Below are 16,114 nucleotides of genomic sequence, written 5' to 3'. Positions count from 1 at the left end.
GCGCTGGCCACTCAAGTGACCAGCGCAGCGCCGAAGCGATTTACTTACCGGATGTGAACTTGGTGTGGCTATTGATCAAGTTGCGGTAGTCGGGGATATGGTTGGAGAACAAGGCACCCAGACCTTCCACGTCGTTACGCCAGTCGCGGTGCAGTTCGCAAGCCACGCCAAACCAGGTCATCAGCTGAGCACCAGCCGAGGACATGCGATCCCAGGCCGAGTGACGTGTCAGTTCGTTGAATGTGCCCGATGCATCGGTGACCACAAACACATCAAAGCCTTCTTCCAAAGCCGACAGGGCCGGGAAAGCCACGCACACTTCAGTCACCACACCGGCAATAATCAGCTGCTTCTTGCCCGTTGCCTTGATGGCTTTGACGAAGTCTTCGTTATCCCAGGCGTTGATCTGGCCAGGGCGAGCGATGTAAGGCGCATCCGGGAAGGTTTCTTTCAGCTCGGGGACCAAAGGACCGTTAGGGCCTTCTTCAAAGCTGGTGGTCAGAATGGTGGGCAAGTTGAAGTACTTGGCCAGATCGGCCAGAGCCAGCACGTTGTTCTTGAACTTGTCTGGATCAATGTCACGCACCAGAGACAGCAGCCCCGTTTGGTGATCAACCAGAAGTACAGCGGCTTGGTCTTTATCAAGACGTTTGTAAGGCGTAGTCATCTCAGTCTTCCTTAACGATGATTGAAAGGGGCGGGTGCGGGGACTGCACCCGGTACTGCAAGAGCGCGGCGTTGATTAACGCTGCGAATCCAGCTGTTCCTGATTCTTGAGCACGTCCTGTGCTTTGGCATAGCTTTCGATCAGCAACTGATAGGCGGGGAAAATCTTGGTGTAGACCTGGGCCCATTCCTGGGCATCAGGGCGGTTCCAGGTGCGCTGCAGTTCGGAGGCAACAGCACCCGTATCGATAGGCACCACACCGGCCTGCATCATGCGAGCCAGGGTAATTTCCTCGGCCATCTTGGAGTAGGTGCCGGAGGCATCAATCACCACAAACACCTTGTAGCCTTCAGCCACCGCGCTGATCGCAGGGAAAGCCATGCACACGCTGGTAATGGTGCCGGCAATGATCAAGGTCTTACGGCCGGTTGCCTTGACGGCGGCAACAAAGTCCTCGTTGTGCCAGGCATTGATCTCGCCCTTGCGTGCCACGTATTGGGCGTGGGGAGCATTCTGGTGAATCTCGGGAATCAGAGGACCGTTCGGGCCTTGTGGCACGGAAGCCGTGGTAATCACGGGCAACTTGCTCAAGGTGGCGATTTTGGCCAGTGCTGCCGCATGGTCACGCAAGGTGGTCATGGGCATGTCCTTCACGGTCTGAAACAGGCCGCTTTGGTGGTCGATCAGCAGCATGACTGCATCATCGGGATCAATTACGGGAGCGGCACCATTAAAGTTGGCTACATTGCTGGGGATAGTCATCATGTTTCTCCTGTGGATGAAAGACGGGGGCCACCTGAATGCGGCCCCCGCGGGCCTTGCACTACGATGCCGACCCTGGTGCCATCGAACCAAAGCGGCCACTGCTGAAGTCATCCATAGCCTGCAAGATCTCCTGCTTGCTATTCATGACGAAGGGACCGTGTCCCACAATCGGCTCATCAATGGGTTCACCACTGATCAGCAAGACCACGGCGTCGTTATTGGCTTCCACGCTGAACTGGCTGCCTGTCCGATCCAGCACAACCAGCTGCCCTTCACGTGCCACGCTTTGGCCATTGACCAGTACCGTGCCTTGCAGCACCACCAAGGCGGCTGTCCAGCCTTCAGGGCTTTCCAGCTCGGCAATACCACCCTGATTCAGACGCATATCCCATACATTCATGGGAGTGAAGGTCCTGGCAGGGCCAGTGGCACCGTCCTTTTCTCCGGCGATCACGCGCACCATGCCAGCAGCATCAGGCAGTGCGACCACAGGAATTTGCTGGTCGGTAATGGCCTGATAGCCAGCGGGAGCACGCTTGTCTTTGGCAGGCAGGTTGACCCACAGCTGCACCATTTCCAAAGTGCCGCCAGAACGAGCAAAAGCGTCGGAGTGATACTCCTCGTGCAAGATGCCCGAGCCGGCCGTCATCCACTGCACATCACCGGGGCCGATCGTGCCGCCCTGACCCGTGGAGTCGTGGTGTGAAACCTCGCCCTTGTAGACGATGGTGACGGTTTCAAAACCCCGATGTGGGTGCTGGCCAACGCCGCGCTTGTGGTTGCTGGGAGCAAACTCGGCAGGGCCGGCATAGTCCAGCAGCAGGAAGGGGCTCAACTGTTTTGCGTGTGTGTGGTACGAAAACAGGGAGCGAACGGGGAAGCCGTCGCCCACCCAGTGAGGACGGGGAGCGCTATAGATACCAAGAATTTTCTTCATGTCCATCTCCTTGTTTCAACATAAGAGACAGAATAAACTCGGGACAACGAAGCCAGTAGCCCCCTAAATCGGCCATCTATGTTCCATTTATGGAACGATAAAACTGCCATGCAAGATTTAAACGACTTGTACTTCTACGTTCAGATTGTGGATCACGGCGGCTTTGCCCCGGCCGGTCGCGCACTGGGTTTACCCAAATCCACGCTTAGCCGCAGGCTGGCTGCACTGGAAGAGCGCCTGGGAGTGCGGCTGATCCAGCGCTCCACCCGCCGCTTTACCGTGACCGAGATTGGCCAGACCTATTACGAGCACTGCAAGGCCATGCTGGTAGAGGCCGAAGCGGCACAGGCAGCCATCGAACTGACACGTGCCGAGCCGCACGGTGTGGTGCGCCTCAGTTGCCCCATCACCTTACTGAACGCCCATGTCAGTGATATGTTGGCCGACTTCATGGTCAGCTACCCGCATGTCACGGTGCAATTGGATGCCACCAACCGGCGCGTGGACCTGATCGGGGAAGCGCTGGATATGGCGATCCGCGTGCGCCCGCCACCATTGCAAGACAGCGATCTGGTGATGCGTGTTCTGTCCGACCGCAGCCAATGTTTGATAGCCAGCCCGGAGCTGATTGCCCGCCACGGAATGCCCGGCTCACCCGCTGATCTGGCGGACTATCCCAGCCTGGCATTGGGTTTGCCACAACAAAGCCATACCTGGACCTTGTATGGTCCCGATGGCGCACAAGCCGTGCTGCATCACACGCCCCGCCTGATTACCACCGATATGACGGCCTTGCGCTGCGCAGCACTAAAAGGCGTTGGTGTGGTGCAGTTGCCTACCCTGGTAGTCTGCGATCAATTGGCCGACGGCTCTTTGGTGAAACTGATTCCGGACTGGGCTCCACGACGCGAAATCATTCATGCCGTGTTTTCCTCCCGCCGGGGGCAGATGCCAGCTGTGCGAGCATTGCTGGATTACCTGGTCGAACGCTACCAGCAGATGGATGAGGACTGACAGCAACCTTGCCAAGGCACAAAGAAAAACGCCCTGCATATGCAGGGCGTTTTGTAGTCCTGGGCAATCAAGCCAAAGGATCAGACGCCGCCATTAAAGTCGCGAACTTGCTTTTCAGCTTCTTCACGTGCAATGCCGTAGCGTTCCTGAATTTTGCCGACCAGATATTCGGTATTGCCTTCGGCAACATCAATATCGTCATTGGTCAGTTTTCCCCATTTGGCCTGAATCTTGCCAGACAACTGTTTCCATTTACCTTTGATCGTATCTTCATTCATAGTCGTTCTCCTGTTTCAACGGGAATTCACAATTAGGATTGATGTCGGAACATTTATTCCGGTTTTACTTTCAATCCCGACGAATCGACTTTCACAACGCCCTTCACACTTTCCGTTGCAGCAACGGCTTTCTTGTGTTCAATTTCGCTGGGCACGGTACCGGTCAATGTTGCAACACCGTTATTGGTCTCAACAGAGATATCCGTGCTCTTCAAATCCTTGGTGCTGGCCAGATCAGCCTTGATCTTGGTGGTGATCCAGGTATCGCTGACGGCTTCGCCTGCGGTTGCCGAGTGATCCTGATTGACCGCTGGCTCATTGGCCATTGCGCCGCTTTGCAGACCAAAGCTCAAGGCAGTAGCCATTAATACACTGGATAGGATGGCGGATTTTTTCATATATGCTCTCCAATATCAGAAAGGGAATTTTCAATTTCAAAAACCCTTGCCCCTGCTATTAAAAGAAGTCCAGTTCAATCAACAAAAATTTCGTTGTTTGCAATGGATGGTTCCACCGTAACACTCCCGACCAGACTGAAAACTACGAAATGCTACAAGCGATTTCTTTATAAGAATTTTTCCTGCTTTCCATGAAATTCTATTCGCCCTGCTTATGACAGGCTGCTGGGTTTCGTCAGATTCTGGCCTGCATGCTGGCCAAGTTCAATCAGCTCCCACCTACAACACAACTGGTTTTCACACGTTTTCAACCAAGATCCCGTGCCCCCTTGAGACTGGCAATCCTGAGTGAGAACAGAGCAGTAAAGCAGGGCGTCGCTCTCTGCAGAGGGACCGTCCGGGCCAGATACATCAGGTAAAAAATTTAGCAAAACTTCTAACAAAACAAGCGTCCTGGCCACGGTGCTTGCAGTGCAGATACGCCTGCCGCAGCCGGTAAACACAAAAAAAGCCAGATCATCAAATTGATAATCTGGCCAAAATCAGAACAAGGTGCAAACCCACACACCTCCACTCGAACAACAAGGACTTTACCCATCAACGCAGATGATGCACCTCCTGCATCCCATAAACCTGCACCGGCAAGCCCGCCTGACGCGCCTTCAGCTGCAAGGCCAGGTACTGTGAGTAATGACGCGACTGATGCAGATTGCCGCCATGGAACCACAGATTTGGCTGCTGAGTAGGCTTCCACATATTGCGCTGCTCGCCCTCCCATGGCCCTGGATCTTTGGTGGTTTCCGAACCCAGACCCCAGCACTTGCCCACCCGGTCCGCCATTTCCTGGCCTGCCAGATCGGCCACCCAGCCATTCATGGAACCGTAGCCCGTGGCATACACCACCAGGTCCGCAGGCAATTCCGTACCGTCTGTCAGCACCACAGCGTTCTCGGTCAAATGACTGATACCGGTCCGAGACTTCAACTTGATGCTGCCATCAATAATCAGCTCGCAAGCGCCCACATCGATGTAATAGCCCGAAGCACGACGCAGATACTTCATGAACAAACCGGAGCCATCGTCACCCCAATCCAGCATGAAGCCTGCCTCCTCCAGCTTCTGATAGAACTGTGCATCGCGCTCGCGGATCTTGTCGTACACAGGAATCTGGAAGTCCGCCATGATGCGGTACGGCAGAGAGGCAAAGAGCAAATCTGCCTTGCGCGTGGTGACTCCCGATGCCAGTGCCCGTTCAGAATATAGATCTCCCAAGCCGATCTCCATCAAGGAGTCGGATCGCACAATATGCGTGGACGAACGCTGCACCATGGTGACATCTGCCCCCGCCTCCCACAGCGCCGCGCAAATATCGTGCGCCGAGTTATTGGCCCCGATCACCACTACTTTCTTGCCCGCATATGCTTCCGGTCCGGGATGCTGCGAGGAGTGCTGCTGTTCACCCTTGAACACATCCTGCCCCTTTATGCTGGGCACATTCGCCTTGCCGGACATGCCCGTAGCAAAGACCAATTGCTGTGGCCGTAACGTCATGGGCTTGCCATCACGTTCGATCTCCACTTCCCAGGTCTGGCTGGACTCGTCGTAGCGCACCTTCTTGCATACGGTGCTGCTCCAGTAATTCAGCTCCATCACCTTGACGTACATTTCCAGCCAGTCGCCAATCTTGTCCTTGGGTGCAAAGACAGGCCAGTTATCGGGGAAAGGCATGTAAGGCAGGTGGTCGTACCAGACGGGGTCGTGCAGGCACAGCGACTTGTAGCGTTTGCGCCAGCTATCGCCAGGGCGGGCATGTTGATCAATGATGAGCGCGGGTACATTCAACTGCCGCAGGCGCGCGCCCAGCGCAATACCACCCTGCCCGCCGCCGATCACCAGCACATAGGGCTGCTCGGTCGTGCCCAACTCAGCCTGCTCCTGTTGACGACGTTCCTGCCAGGTCTGACGCCCACGGCGAATGCCATGCTCGGCCCCCATGGGGCGGCGCACACCCAAAGGCTCCTCGTGCCCTTTCAATTCCGACATGGTGGTCAGAAAGGTCCAGATCTTCCCGTCCTTGACCCGAATATGGCCGTAGCCACGCGCCACGTCAGTTTCCACACGAAACCAGCCCTCCACCAAACCTCGGCCGTCGTCACTGACCGGCTCGGCACTGTCGCGCTCGAACCTGGCTGACACGGCACCTTGCTGTTGCTGCGTCAGCATGTCGCGGATCTGGTCACGTCCTTCCATGGTTCGGATATTCCAGGTGAACATGACCAGATCACGCCAAAAACATTCTTCGGCAAACAGGGCTGCCGCATCGTCCGGTGCATTGCTGGCAAGCGCATGGGTCAGCTGTTCAAGAACCGTGTCCAACTGTCGCGCAGACGGCTGCAGTTGCTGCTGTGTTTGCATGATTTGTCTCCATATCGTTTTAATGTTGCGCCGGGCTTTTGTTGCCCAGCTATGGAGTACATAGCAAACACCGTGCCAAACCGGGAGTGGCTTGTTTTAAAGGGGTGCTGCCTGTTTTAAGGCGGTGAAACTGTGCCAGCGGTGACACAGGTGGTGCATCAGGTGTCGCAACCTGTGTCAGAGGGCGACTCTTGGCGAGCTACGCCTGCCCGTTTGATATAACGATGCAAAGTGGACCGGCTGATACCCAACTGCCGGGCCGCTGCACTCACGTTATCGCCACAGGCCTGCAAAACCTGCTGCCAGGACGACTCTCCGGCAGAGACGGCTGCGGCCGTTGGGCTGCCTGTCGATGTGGCCAGACGCCGCTCTCGCAAGGCCTCCGGCAAATCCTGCACCTCAATGCAGGAACCTTCCGCCAAGGCCAATGCCAGCACCAGCGCATTGTCCAGCTCGCGTAAATTACCCGGCCACTCGTAGGCTTGCAGCGCTTGCCAGGCCTCGGGAGACAAACCGGGCACATCGCCTTTATTACGCCGATGCAATATCTGCTGCACCAACCATTCCAGATCACTACGCTGACGCAAAGCGGGCAAGGCCAGCACTGCCGCATTCAAGCGATACAGCAAATCCGCACGAAAGCGGCCTTGCTCTACCAAGGCACTTAAATCATGGTGGCTGGCTGAAATCACACGCAGGTCCACGCGCTTGCTTGTGCGTGCGCCCAAAGGCATCACCTCGGATTCGGCCAGCACCCGCAGTAAACGGCTTTGCAGGGCCAGCGGCATATCGCCGATCTCGTCCAGGAACAGGGTGCCTCCATCAGCCGCCTCGATCAAACCCGTGCGACCACGTGCAGCACCGCCGGTGTACGTACCAGCCAGATAGCCAAACAATTCGCTTTCAATCAGGCTCTCGGGCAAGGCCGCACAATTGACGGCCACAAAATTCCCGCCACGGCCGCTAGCCGTGTGAATCGCACGTGCCAAATACTCTTTGCCCGAACCTGTCTCGCCCTGCAACAACACCGGCATTTCCCGCGTTGCCAAACGCGCGGCTTTCAATAGCATGGACTGCATGGCCGCATCCGTGCCTGCCAAACCTCGCAAGGCCTGTGGCAAGGCGGCATCCACGGCTGCCCCATCCATCCCCACAGACCGGTTGCTCAACACACGTCGGGGTTCAATGGCATGGGCAAACAGCACACTGCCATCACGTGCCATAACGACACGCTCCTGCGTGGGGCGGTAACGCATCAAGGTCGGCAACTGGTCCACTTCCAGATGCAGAAAGCGCATCAAGCTCTGCCCCAACAAACCCGCAGGATTACGCCAATCCACCCCCGCCGCCCGCGCCAGAATGCGCGCCCCCGTATGCGTCATGCCCTTGATACGGCCGGAGCCATCAATCGCAATAGCCGCTTCCGGATCAATATCCAGAAACTCCGGCGACTGCGACAAGCATAAAATCCATTCCTGACGGTGACAGGCCATCAAATTGGCCAGCTCAATACGGCGGGTAGCCGCATTGGCAAGGTGCAGGGCCAAACCTTGGCTAGCCTTGGCCTGCGGCGACTGCAGCAAGGATAAATCCAGCACCGCAGCCAGCTCGCCGTCGTAATGATAGATAGGCGCCGCCGTGCAGGACAGGGGCGCGTGCATATGATCGAAATGATCGTTTTGGTGAATGGTCAGGGCCTCGCCCGTGTGCAGACAAGTGCCCACCGCGCACGTTCCCGCGCGCTCTTCAGACCATTCCGAGCCCATATACAGACCGGCCTGCCGCAAGGCATCACGCTGTCCATCCGAGCCCAGGAAATCAACCGTGACGCCCTTGTTATCGGACAGCAGCAACACGTAATTCAGCCCGGAGACCTGCTGATAAAGCCGCTCCAGCCCGGAGCGCGCAATATTGATCAGGGCTTCGGACTGCTGACGATGCTCGCGCAATTGGGAGTCCGGCACGATATAGGCCTCGCAAGCCTGCGCCGGGTCCAGTCTGTGATGCTCAATGCATCGTCTCCAGCTGTGGACCACAGCCTGATCGCGCCGGGACAGGCTGCCCTGCCAAACAGCCGTGATCTCTTGGACGTGTGCCACATGTGAAGACTGCATATCTGCGCTCATCCCGAAAACAGACCACCCCCGGGCGGGCGCGGCCTATCTTCCAGTGTGCCGTCATGCTTAGCTGCCGTACATGGAGGTTTTCCTTGAGATGCGGTGCAGCATCCCACACCGTCTCCAAGCAGACACACTCTGCAAGCAATTCGGACATGGGAATGAGAATTATTGCTAATATGAGCGCTTCCCTGCTCACCCGCTTTGTTTGCCTGCATTGTCATGTCCCGCTCACCGCCATTCCTCAAAGCTTGGCTCGCTCATTACAGCGGGTTGATCGGGACATGGGCAAAGCGCAACTCCCTGCCCTGCGATGCGGAAGATGCCGCCCAGGAATCGGCCCTGCAGTTTCTTAGCAAGGGTTCGGAAGCGGTTCTGAGTCCCAAAGCGTATTTGATGCGCTCTGCGCACAATCGCCTGATCAATGAGGTCAAGCGGCAGTCCCGTGCCAATCTGGTTTCTTTGGAAGAGTTGGCCGAGGAAGATCACCCGCTGCTGGCCGACCCCGAATCCCATTTGCATGCCAGCGATCTGGCTCAGGCATTGGAAACGGCGCTGGCGCAATTGCCCTTGAAAAAGCGCCAAGTCTTTATTTATCACCGACTGGAAGGCTATACCCACGCTGAAATTGCCCAGAAAATGGGGCTGGCGATCAATACTGTCGAACGCTATGTCATCGACTCAACACGCCATATCCGCGGGCAGCTGCACAGCTTCTGCCCCCCTGATATCGGCCGCGTGGACAAGGCTGGCAAGCCTATAATCCGATGAGTTTATTTGACGCTCCCTTGTCGGACCATGATTCTGTGAACGATCCCATTGCCCCTTCCAGCGAGCAGGACCCCCGCGATGCGGCCTCGTTCTGGCTTGCGCGCGAGAAATCGGGACGCATGGACGAGGCCGAGCGCAAACAGCTGCAAGCCTGGCTAGATGCCAATCCGGCACACCTGCTGGAATACAAGCGGGCCCAAGGGATCTGGAATGCCATCAGCCTGTTGCCTGGCAATCGCCTGCGTCAGCTGGCTCAGGAACCAGCCACCCCCGCTCCCCGTTTTCTGCAACGTCGTGGTTTACTGATTGGTGGCGCTGCTGCCTGCACCGCCGCCATCAGTGGCGGCATTGCCCTGTCCTGGTTTCATCAGGGCGAAACGCTGTATGAGCAGCAATTTGCCACTCGTCAGGGCGAGCGCGAACAGGTTTCTTTACCGGACGGCTCGATTATTGAGCTGAACACGGCCACCACCCTGCATGTGCAACTGTTTGAACAGAGCCGTGTCGTAACCCTGGCTTCGGGCGAAGCCTCCTTCACCGTTGCCAGTGATACCCAGCGCCCCTTCCTGGTGGATGCCGGGGATACCTCTGTACGCGTCACAGGCACCCGCTTTGGAGTGCGACGGGATGAGGCACAAGTGCGGGTAGTGGTGGAATCGGGCTCCGTACAGGTTCAGCATGGTCCTTGGTGGAGCCGCAGCACTGCCGCCCTGACTGCCAAGCAAGGCGTCAGCGCGCAAGCGGGCACGGATCTGGTTCCTATGGGTGACGGTGATGTCGCCTCCCTGATGGCCTGGACGCAGGGCCGCTTGCTGTTTAGCGACACGCCGTTGATCGAAGCGATCAACGAGATCAACCGCTACGCTCCCAAGGCGGTGCAGGCGAACCGCCAGGAACTGCAAGGACTGCATATTGCCGGGGCCTTCAGTACCGGGGACACGGCGGGCTTTCTGGAACTGCTGCCCGATATTGTTCCTGTCACCGTCAGTTATTTACGGGACGGCACTCCCGTGGTGTCACGCCGCCCATAAGGCATGGCCGAATGAAGAAACAATTAGTTTCAAATTCGGCTCAGATTTTTATCAGGTTTTGTTTCGGCTGCTTTGTCTTTATCCATAAGAGGCCGTTTTTTGTACACCCCGCCGCGCCATCGCTGTGGCCTGTGTCACGAAACGCCCGCAACCCTAACGGAACCCTCGCTCAGTGAACCAGACCCGAACAGGCCGCAGCCGTGCTGCGAGCAGCAAGACTTTTGTTTCCTTCTCAATAAGCTGCCTAACTGCTGCTGTGCTTTTAGGCATGAGTGCGGCCCCTGCCCACGCTAAAAGCGCTGCCATCTCCATCAGCATTCCCGCTCAACCTTTGAGCCAGGCCCTGCTTGAACTGGCTAACCGCTATTCACTGGATCTGGCTTACTCTCCCGAGATTGTCAAAGGACTGTACGCCCCTGCAGTCTCGGGCAGCCTGACGGCGGATCAGGCCTTGGGCCAAGTGCTGGCCAATACCAATATCCGCTATCAACGCCGCGGCAAGAATGTGTCCCTGACAGCCATGGCCCCCAACGCAGACAGCCAGGTCACGCAATTGGCTCCCGTCACCGTTACCGGCTCCCTGAATGGCCTGACACCCACCTATGCAGGCGGACAACTGGCCACGGGCAGTCGGGTGGGAATGCTGGGCAACAAGGACTTTATGGAAACGCCTTTCAGCACCAAGGCGTATACCCGCGAGTCGATTGAAAACAGCCCCTCCGGTAATCTGCTGAAAGTAATTTCGGACTCGGACCCTTCGGTCTCCACCACAGGCAGCGACTACGACTTGAGCAACTACGCCTCGGTCCATATCCGTGGTTTCAGCACCGCCGGTTTTGAGGATCTGGGGATCAATGGCCTGTACGGTCTGGCCTCTTACGGCAACCGTAGCCTGGGCGACTTTGCTGAACGTGTGGAAATCTTCAAAGGCCCCTCTGCCCTGCTCAACGGCATGATGCCCAGCGGCAGCGTGGCCGGTACCGTCAATACCGTCACCAAGCGAGCCACGGACGAAGCCATCAACCGCGTGACGCTGGGTTATGAAAGCGACTCCATCTACTCCGGCAAGGTGGACTTTGGTCGTCGCTTCGGGGCTGACAATGAATGGGGCATTCGCATCAATGCCAGCAAGCGCAAGGGCGAAACCGCCGTCAAGCACAAGAAGGTGGACAACGAAGCCGTTGGTCTGGGGCTGGATTATCGTGGTTCCCGACTGCGCGTAGGCCTGGACTGGATTCACAATGAAGAAAACACCGACGGGGTCTCTGCCCAGATCACGTCCCGTCTGTCTGCGGTTCCGGCCCCTCCTACCCACGACAAGCTGATTGCTGGCGAGCCCTGGTCCATCTACAACACCAAGGGTGACTTGTTCATGCTTAAGGGCGAGTACGACCTGAGCGATGACACCACGGTCTGGGCCAGTGTTGGTCACAACGACCGCAAGATGACGGCCAACGTCATGAACTGGCGTTTGTTGAATGAAAATGGTGACTTTGCGCGTGACTCCGTGCTGGTGTGGAATTCCAAGTTCAAGAATCTGGCCGCCGACATTGGCGCCCAGACCAAATTCGAGACAGGTCCCATCAGCCACCAATTGTCGGTTAACGCCAATGCCTCGGAACGGACCGTCTATCAAGTACGCGCCAACTACCCGATTGCCGGTCTGCCCGGAGGCAATATTTATGACCCCACCTACGTCTCCAAACCGACCAATGTCGACTATTCACCCAGCATCCCCAAAAGCAATGAAAACACCCTGCAAAGCATAGGCGTAGCGGATACCCTGTCCATGCTGGACGATCGCTTGCAGCTGACCGTGGGCGTACGCCAGCAGCGGGTCAAGCAAAAGACCTTTGACCCCATTACCGGCCAGGTTAAAGGGGATGTATATGACGAGAGCGCCACGACGCCTGCAGTTGCCGCCTTGTTCAAGCTGACGGATCAAGTCTCGGTTTACGGAAACTACATTGAAGGGCTAAGTGCGGGAGCCCAGGCCCCGGTCAGCGCCGCCAATGCAGGTGAAATGTTTGCGCCCTACAAATCCAGGCAAAAAGAGCTGGGCGTGAAGTACGACGCTGGCAGCTTCGCCACCACGCTGGCCGTGTTTGAAATCACCCGTCCTAGCGCCGTGACCAATGCCGACAATATTTACAGCTTTGATGGCGAGCAGCGCAATCGCGGTGTGGAGTGGGAAGTGTTTGGCGAACCCATGAAAGGCCTGCGCCTGATCGGTGGTCTGAGCTGGAAACAAGCCAAGCTGACCAAGACCCAAAGCGGCCTGTACCAAGGCAATGACGCCCCGGAAGTTCCACGCTTTGAAGCCAAGCTGGGCGTGGCCTATGACGTACCGCAGATCAACGGCCTGACGCTGACAGCCAATGCCATCCACACCGGCAAACAATACCTGGATCAAGCCAATGTGCAGTCCATCCCCAGCTGGCGCCGTTACGACCTGGGCTTTGCCTATGCCACCAGGATTGCGTCTACCCCGGTCACCTTCCGTGGCACGGTCTATAACGTCGCCAACTCCCACTACTGGTATGGGGTCTTGTGGCGCGGCGTAAGCCAGCCTCGCACCTTCAACCTTTCTGCCACCTTCGAGTTCTGATGGCGATGTTCAACCCTTTTATACGGCCCACTTCCATGACCCGAACTTTTGCTTCTACCCTGGTATACGCGGCGTTGGCAGCCAGCCTGATGGCATGCAGCACACCCGCACAACATACGCACAGCACCGCCCCAACCGCAGTAGAAAACCGTGCCGAGCCTGCGGTAAGCCGCGCCCAAATTGCCCAGGGCATTTACGAACTGGTCTATAGCGACAAGCTGGACCTGCTGTTTGTGGCGTCTGCCGGCAGTTTTAGCGACAGCACCGTGCCCTATCAAATTCTGATCGTGAATCCCGCAGACCTGAAGGTGGTGGGCACCATTCCGCTGACTCGCAAGGCATTCAGCCTGGCTCTGGATGACCGGGCCAACCGCTTGTATGTAGGCAACACAGGCCAAGGAGCCATCACCATTGTCGACACGCAAAATCGCCAGGTGCTGCAGACCGCACAACTGGCCCCCATGCTCAAGGGCAAGGACGGCAAGGAGCGGCCTGAGTACCATTTCCGCCAGTTGATGCTGGATACCGCCAACCATCGCTTGTACATGCCTGCTTTCGACAACACACAAAGCAAGCTGTTCGTGATTGATACCCAGGCCAACAAGGTAGAGAAAATCATTCCCGGCTTTGGTTTTACCGCTACGGGTATCGCACTGGACGCCAAGCACCAGCGCCTGTATGTCTCCAATATGCAAGGCGAAGCGGTGGTGGTGGACACGCAATCCAATGAAATCGTGAATCGCTTCAAGCTGGGTGCGGAACAGCCCTTGAATCTGGCGTATGACGAGGCTAACCATCGTCTGTTGGCGGTAGACCAGGGCCATCCCAAAATGCGTGGGTTCCAGGAACGTGGCATTCCGGGTTATCAATCCCGCCACCCCGGCCACCGCGTTATAGCCATTGACTTGAATACCGAGAAAATGGTGGCAGAAATGCCCGCCTCCGGCCCCGTCAATCTGAAGCTGGACCCGGCACGCCAACGCTTGCTGGTGACCAACCGCGAGTCAGGCGAGATCACCGTGTTCGACAGCAATACCTACCGCCAACTGCACAGCATCAGCACCCCGGCGCACCCTAATACCTTGGCTATCGCCAAGAAAAACGGCGATGTGTATGCCACGGTAAAGAACGGCGAAGATGCTGCCAAGGGTACGTTCGAGAGTGTGGCGCGCATTCAGTTCTGATGCTGGGAACTGATCACCAATAATGATAACGGGGTTGGGAACGGGCTGGAGCGCCTGTTCCCAACCCCTATTTGCATCAGCTTTCACACCACGGCCTTCCGGCCCTGCAAAACAGCACTGCCCGCGATCAGGCCTGGGCCAGATCCGTCAGATGCTGGGCAAAGCCTCCCTCTGCCCCTGCCGCATTGATATGGTCGAAATACTCGTACCAGCCACTGGCTTTGATACCAGCCAGCAGTGCCTTGCATGCCTGTTGATCCGGGAAGCGCCAAACACCCATAAAGCGGTGGTCGCTGGCGTGGTCAATATCGTGCTCAGCTGCTGTCAGGGACAGCACCTCGATACCCAGACTGGAGAGGCCACCCATCGCTTCCTGAAGGCTGGCCAGAAAATGCTGACGCTGCTTTTCGGGCAATGCCTTCCACTTGGCATTAGGCGAATAAAGCTCGATCAGATAGTGAGACATGGGCAGTTTTCCTTTAGCTGAAATAGGCACAAAATGCTGAAAAATTCAATTTGATTAGATATCTAATCTTATAGATTCACACTAAATATCGCAAGCAGTGCACACACGTAAAAAAGCCCGAACTCGGCATGACGCCGAACCCGGGCTTGGACCCACCTTGTCACTCAGTCGTGCAGCATGGCTGCCTGCGAAATCAGCTTAAAACTGGATACGCACCATACGTTCTTTGGTCCCTTTTTCCTTGCTATTGCCGTCGTTCTTCACCGACACGTACAAGGCTTTTTCAGCGGGGAGGTATTCCAGGCTGTTGGGGTGTGGAGCCAGCTCAATGGTTTGCAGCGGTTTGTAGTTCACCGTATCGAAAACACTGACCGAACCCTTGCCTTCTTTCTCGCGCACACCGCCACGATTCGCTACAAACAGACGCTGGGATTCAGCATCAAAACGCACGCCAATTGGCACTTCGCCAGTAGGCATCACAGCCAGGGTTTTGCCGTTATCGGCATTCAGCACAAACACCTGGTGGCCCGCGCTGCGGCGCTTGTATTCACGCTCCAGGTGCAGATTACGGGCGTCATCGCGGTCGATACCTTGGTCCACACCGAACAAGCGGTTCTGGGCCGGGTCGTAGCTCAGATTCAGCAGTTGGTCGGCCTCAATTTCCAAGACCTGATCAATGTTCAAGGTCTGGGTATTCACGACCATCAGTTGGCCCTGCATATTGGAGACAAACAAGCGGTTATTGGCCTCGTCCAGGGTGATGCCCACTACGTTATAGCCAAAGCCCGGCAGCACTTTTTCCAGCTCCAATGTCCGGGTATTCACCACGAACAGCACGCTGTCGAAACCCAGGCCCAGACCAGGCGCAAACACGCGGTGGTTTTTCTTGTCCACAACCAGTTCACGCATCTTGTACTGGAAGTCCTCGGTGATCTTGAAGCGCTCCATCATCTTCAACAAACCGTCTTTACGTGCCTGGCCGAAGTCAGCAGCATTGATGGTGTCCTGGAAATTGATTTTTTCCTGCACAGGAATGCGCTTGATTACCTCGTTCTTGGCAGTATCGACTACGGCGATCGTGCCGTTGAAACCTTGAGTCAGATACAGGCGGTTGGCGGCATCATCCAGGGCTACCCCAAAGCTCTTGGCCTCCATGGGAATCTCTTGCTTGATTTCCAGGGTCTTGGGGTCCAGCACCAGCGTGCGCGACAAGGTCTCGTCCTTCCAGTTGGGAGAGGACACGTACAAGCTGGATTGCGCAGGGCTGAAGACGATTTCCAGAACTTCGGCGGCAGTCGGTTTTTGCATGATCTGTGCTTGGGTAACGGCTTGGTAGCCTGCAGGGGCAGGAGTTTTGGCGTGTACGTAGCCGGCCGACAAGCTCATTGCAATAGCAAGGTACAGACCACGCACAAGATGGCGAGTAGTAGACGACGTCATAATTTAGGCTCGATAAAAGTGGG

14 protein-coding genes are annotated in these 16,114 nt (G+C 56.6%); 5 read left to right on the top strand and 9 right to left on the bottom strand.

Going from position 1 to position 16,114, the window contains the following annotated elements; all coding sequences use genetic code 11:
• Nucleotides 1–40: 40 nt before the first annotated feature.
• From ycaC to D0C27_RS04845, 3 genes are all read right to left on the bottom strand, one after another.
• Nucleotides 41–667 carry an isochorismate family cysteine hydrolase YcaC gene (gene ycaC / locus D0C27_RS04855; protein ID WP_026483600.1) on the bottom strand — a complete coding sequence of 209 codons (627 nt, stop codon included), beginning with the start codon at nucleotides 665–667 and terminating at the stop codon, nucleotides 41–43.
• 75 nt (nucleotides 668–742) lie between these two features.
• Nucleotides 743–1,429, bottom strand: coding sequence for a hydrolase (locus tag D0C27_RS04850; RefSeq protein WP_042485591.1), 687 nt, complete (start codon nucleotides 1,427–1,429; stop codon nucleotides 743–745).
• 61 nt (nucleotides 1,430–1,490) lie between these two features.
• Nucleotides 1,491–2,369 carry a pirin family protein gene (locus D0C27_RS04845; RefSeq protein WP_137430529.1) on the bottom strand — a complete coding sequence of 293 codons (879 nt, stop codon included), beginning with the start codon at nucleotides 2,367–2,369 and terminating at the stop codon, nucleotides 1,491–1,493.
• Between the two features lie 108 nt (nucleotides 2,370–2,477).
• On the opposite strand from D0C27_RS04845, the gene D0C27_RS04840 reads away from it, so the two are divergent.
• Nucleotides 2,478–3,383 carry a LysR family transcriptional regulator gene (locus D0C27_RS04840; RefSeq protein ID WP_137430528.1) on the top strand — a complete coding sequence of 302 codons (906 nt, stop codon included), beginning with the start codon at nucleotides 2,478–2,480 and terminating at the stop codon, nucleotides 3,381–3,383.
• A gap of 80 nt (nucleotides 3,384–3,463) precedes the next feature.
• Here D0C27_RS04840 and D0C27_RS04835 read toward each other — a convergent pair whose 3' ends face one another.
• The 4 genes from D0C27_RS04835 to D0C27_RS04820 form a co-directional block, all read right to left on the bottom strand.
• Nucleotides 3,464–3,661: a CsbD family protein gene (locus D0C27_RS04835; RefSeq protein WP_094198044.1), complete on the bottom strand. Its 198-nt coding sequence runs from the start codon at nucleotides 3,659–3,661 to the stop codon at nucleotides 3,464–3,466.
• Between the two features lie 53 nt (nucleotides 3,662–3,714).
• Nucleotides 3,715–4,059, bottom strand: a complete 345-nt coding sequence (locus D0C27_RS04830) for a BON domain-containing protein (protein WP_035269768.1) — start codon at nucleotides 4,057–4,059, stop codon at nucleotides 3,715–3,717.
• 597 nt (nucleotides 4,060–4,656) lie between these two features.
• Nucleotides 4,657–6,474 (bottom strand): NAD(P)/FAD-dependent oxidoreductase, encoded by a 1,818-nt coding sequence (locus D0C27_RS04825; RefSeq protein ID WP_060185470.1) that lies wholly within the window; start codon nucleotides 6,472–6,474, stop codon nucleotides 4,657–4,659.
• A gap of 158 nt (nucleotides 6,475–6,632) precedes the next feature.
• On the bottom strand, nucleotides 6,633–8,588 hold the full coding sequence (locus tag D0C27_RS04820) for a sigma-54-dependent Fis family transcriptional regulator (protein WP_060185471.1): 1,956 nt from the start codon (nucleotides 8,586–8,588) through the stop codon (nucleotides 6,633–6,635).
• Nucleotides 8,589–8,813: 225 nt separating this feature from the next.
• On the opposite strand from D0C27_RS04820, the gene D0C27_RS04815 reads away from it, so the two are divergent.
• From D0C27_RS04815 to D0C27_RS04800, 4 genes are all read left to right on the top strand, one after another.
• Nucleotides 8,814–9,362, top strand: a complete 549-nt coding sequence (locus D0C27_RS04815) for an RNA polymerase sigma factor (RefSeq protein WP_137430527.1) — start codon at nucleotides 8,814–8,816, stop codon at nucleotides 9,360–9,362.
• Nucleotides 9,359–10,393 (top strand): FecR family protein, encoded by a 1,035-nt coding sequence (locus D0C27_RS04810; protein ID WP_137430526.1) that lies wholly within the window; start codon nucleotides 9,359–9,361, stop codon nucleotides 10,391–10,393. Before D0C27_RS04815 ends, D0C27_RS04810 begins: the two co-directional genes overlap by 4 nt.
• Before the next feature lie 268 nt (nucleotides 10,394–10,661).
• Complete coding sequence (locus tag D0C27_RS04805; protein WP_137430525.1) at nucleotides 10,662–13,001, top strand: TonB-dependent receptor; 2,340 nt, start codon at nucleotides 10,662–10,664, stop codon at nucleotides 12,999–13,001.
• Nucleotides 13,002–13,036: 35 nt separating this feature from the next.
• The gene (locus tag D0C27_RS04800; RefSeq protein WP_137430524.1) at nucleotides 13,037–14,185 is read left to right on the top strand and encodes a YncE family protein; all 1,149 of its coding nucleotides are present in this window, start codon (nucleotides 13,037–13,039) and stop codon (nucleotides 14,183–14,185) included.
• Between the two features lie 127 nt (nucleotides 14,186–14,312).
• Here D0C27_RS04800 and D0C27_RS04795 read toward each other — a convergent pair whose 3' ends face one another.
• Both D0C27_RS04795 and D0C27_RS04790 read right to left on the bottom strand, forming a co-directional pair.
• Nucleotides 14,313–14,651, bottom strand: coding sequence for a DUF6616 family protein (locus D0C27_RS04795; RefSeq protein WP_115634563.1), 339 nt, complete (start codon nucleotides 14,649–14,651; stop codon nucleotides 14,313–14,315).
• Between the two features lie 198 nt (nucleotides 14,652–14,849).
• On the bottom strand, nucleotides 14,850–16,091 hold the full coding sequence (locus D0C27_RS04790; RefSeq protein ID WP_240688312.1) for a YncE family protein: 1,242 nt from the start codon (nucleotides 16,089–16,091) through the stop codon (nucleotides 14,850–14,852).
• Between the last annotated feature and the right edge of the window lie 23 nt (nucleotides 16,092–16,114).

Origin of the sequence: Alcaligenes faecalis (assembly GCF_005311025.1) — a bacterium.
GTDB lineage: Bacteria > Pseudomonadota > Gammaproteobacteria > Burkholderiales > Burkholderiaceae_B > Alcaligenes > Alcaligenes phenolicus.
The sequence above is the reverse complement of the archived record's forward strand: the minus strand, read 5'-3'. Positions and strand labels throughout refer to the sequence as shown.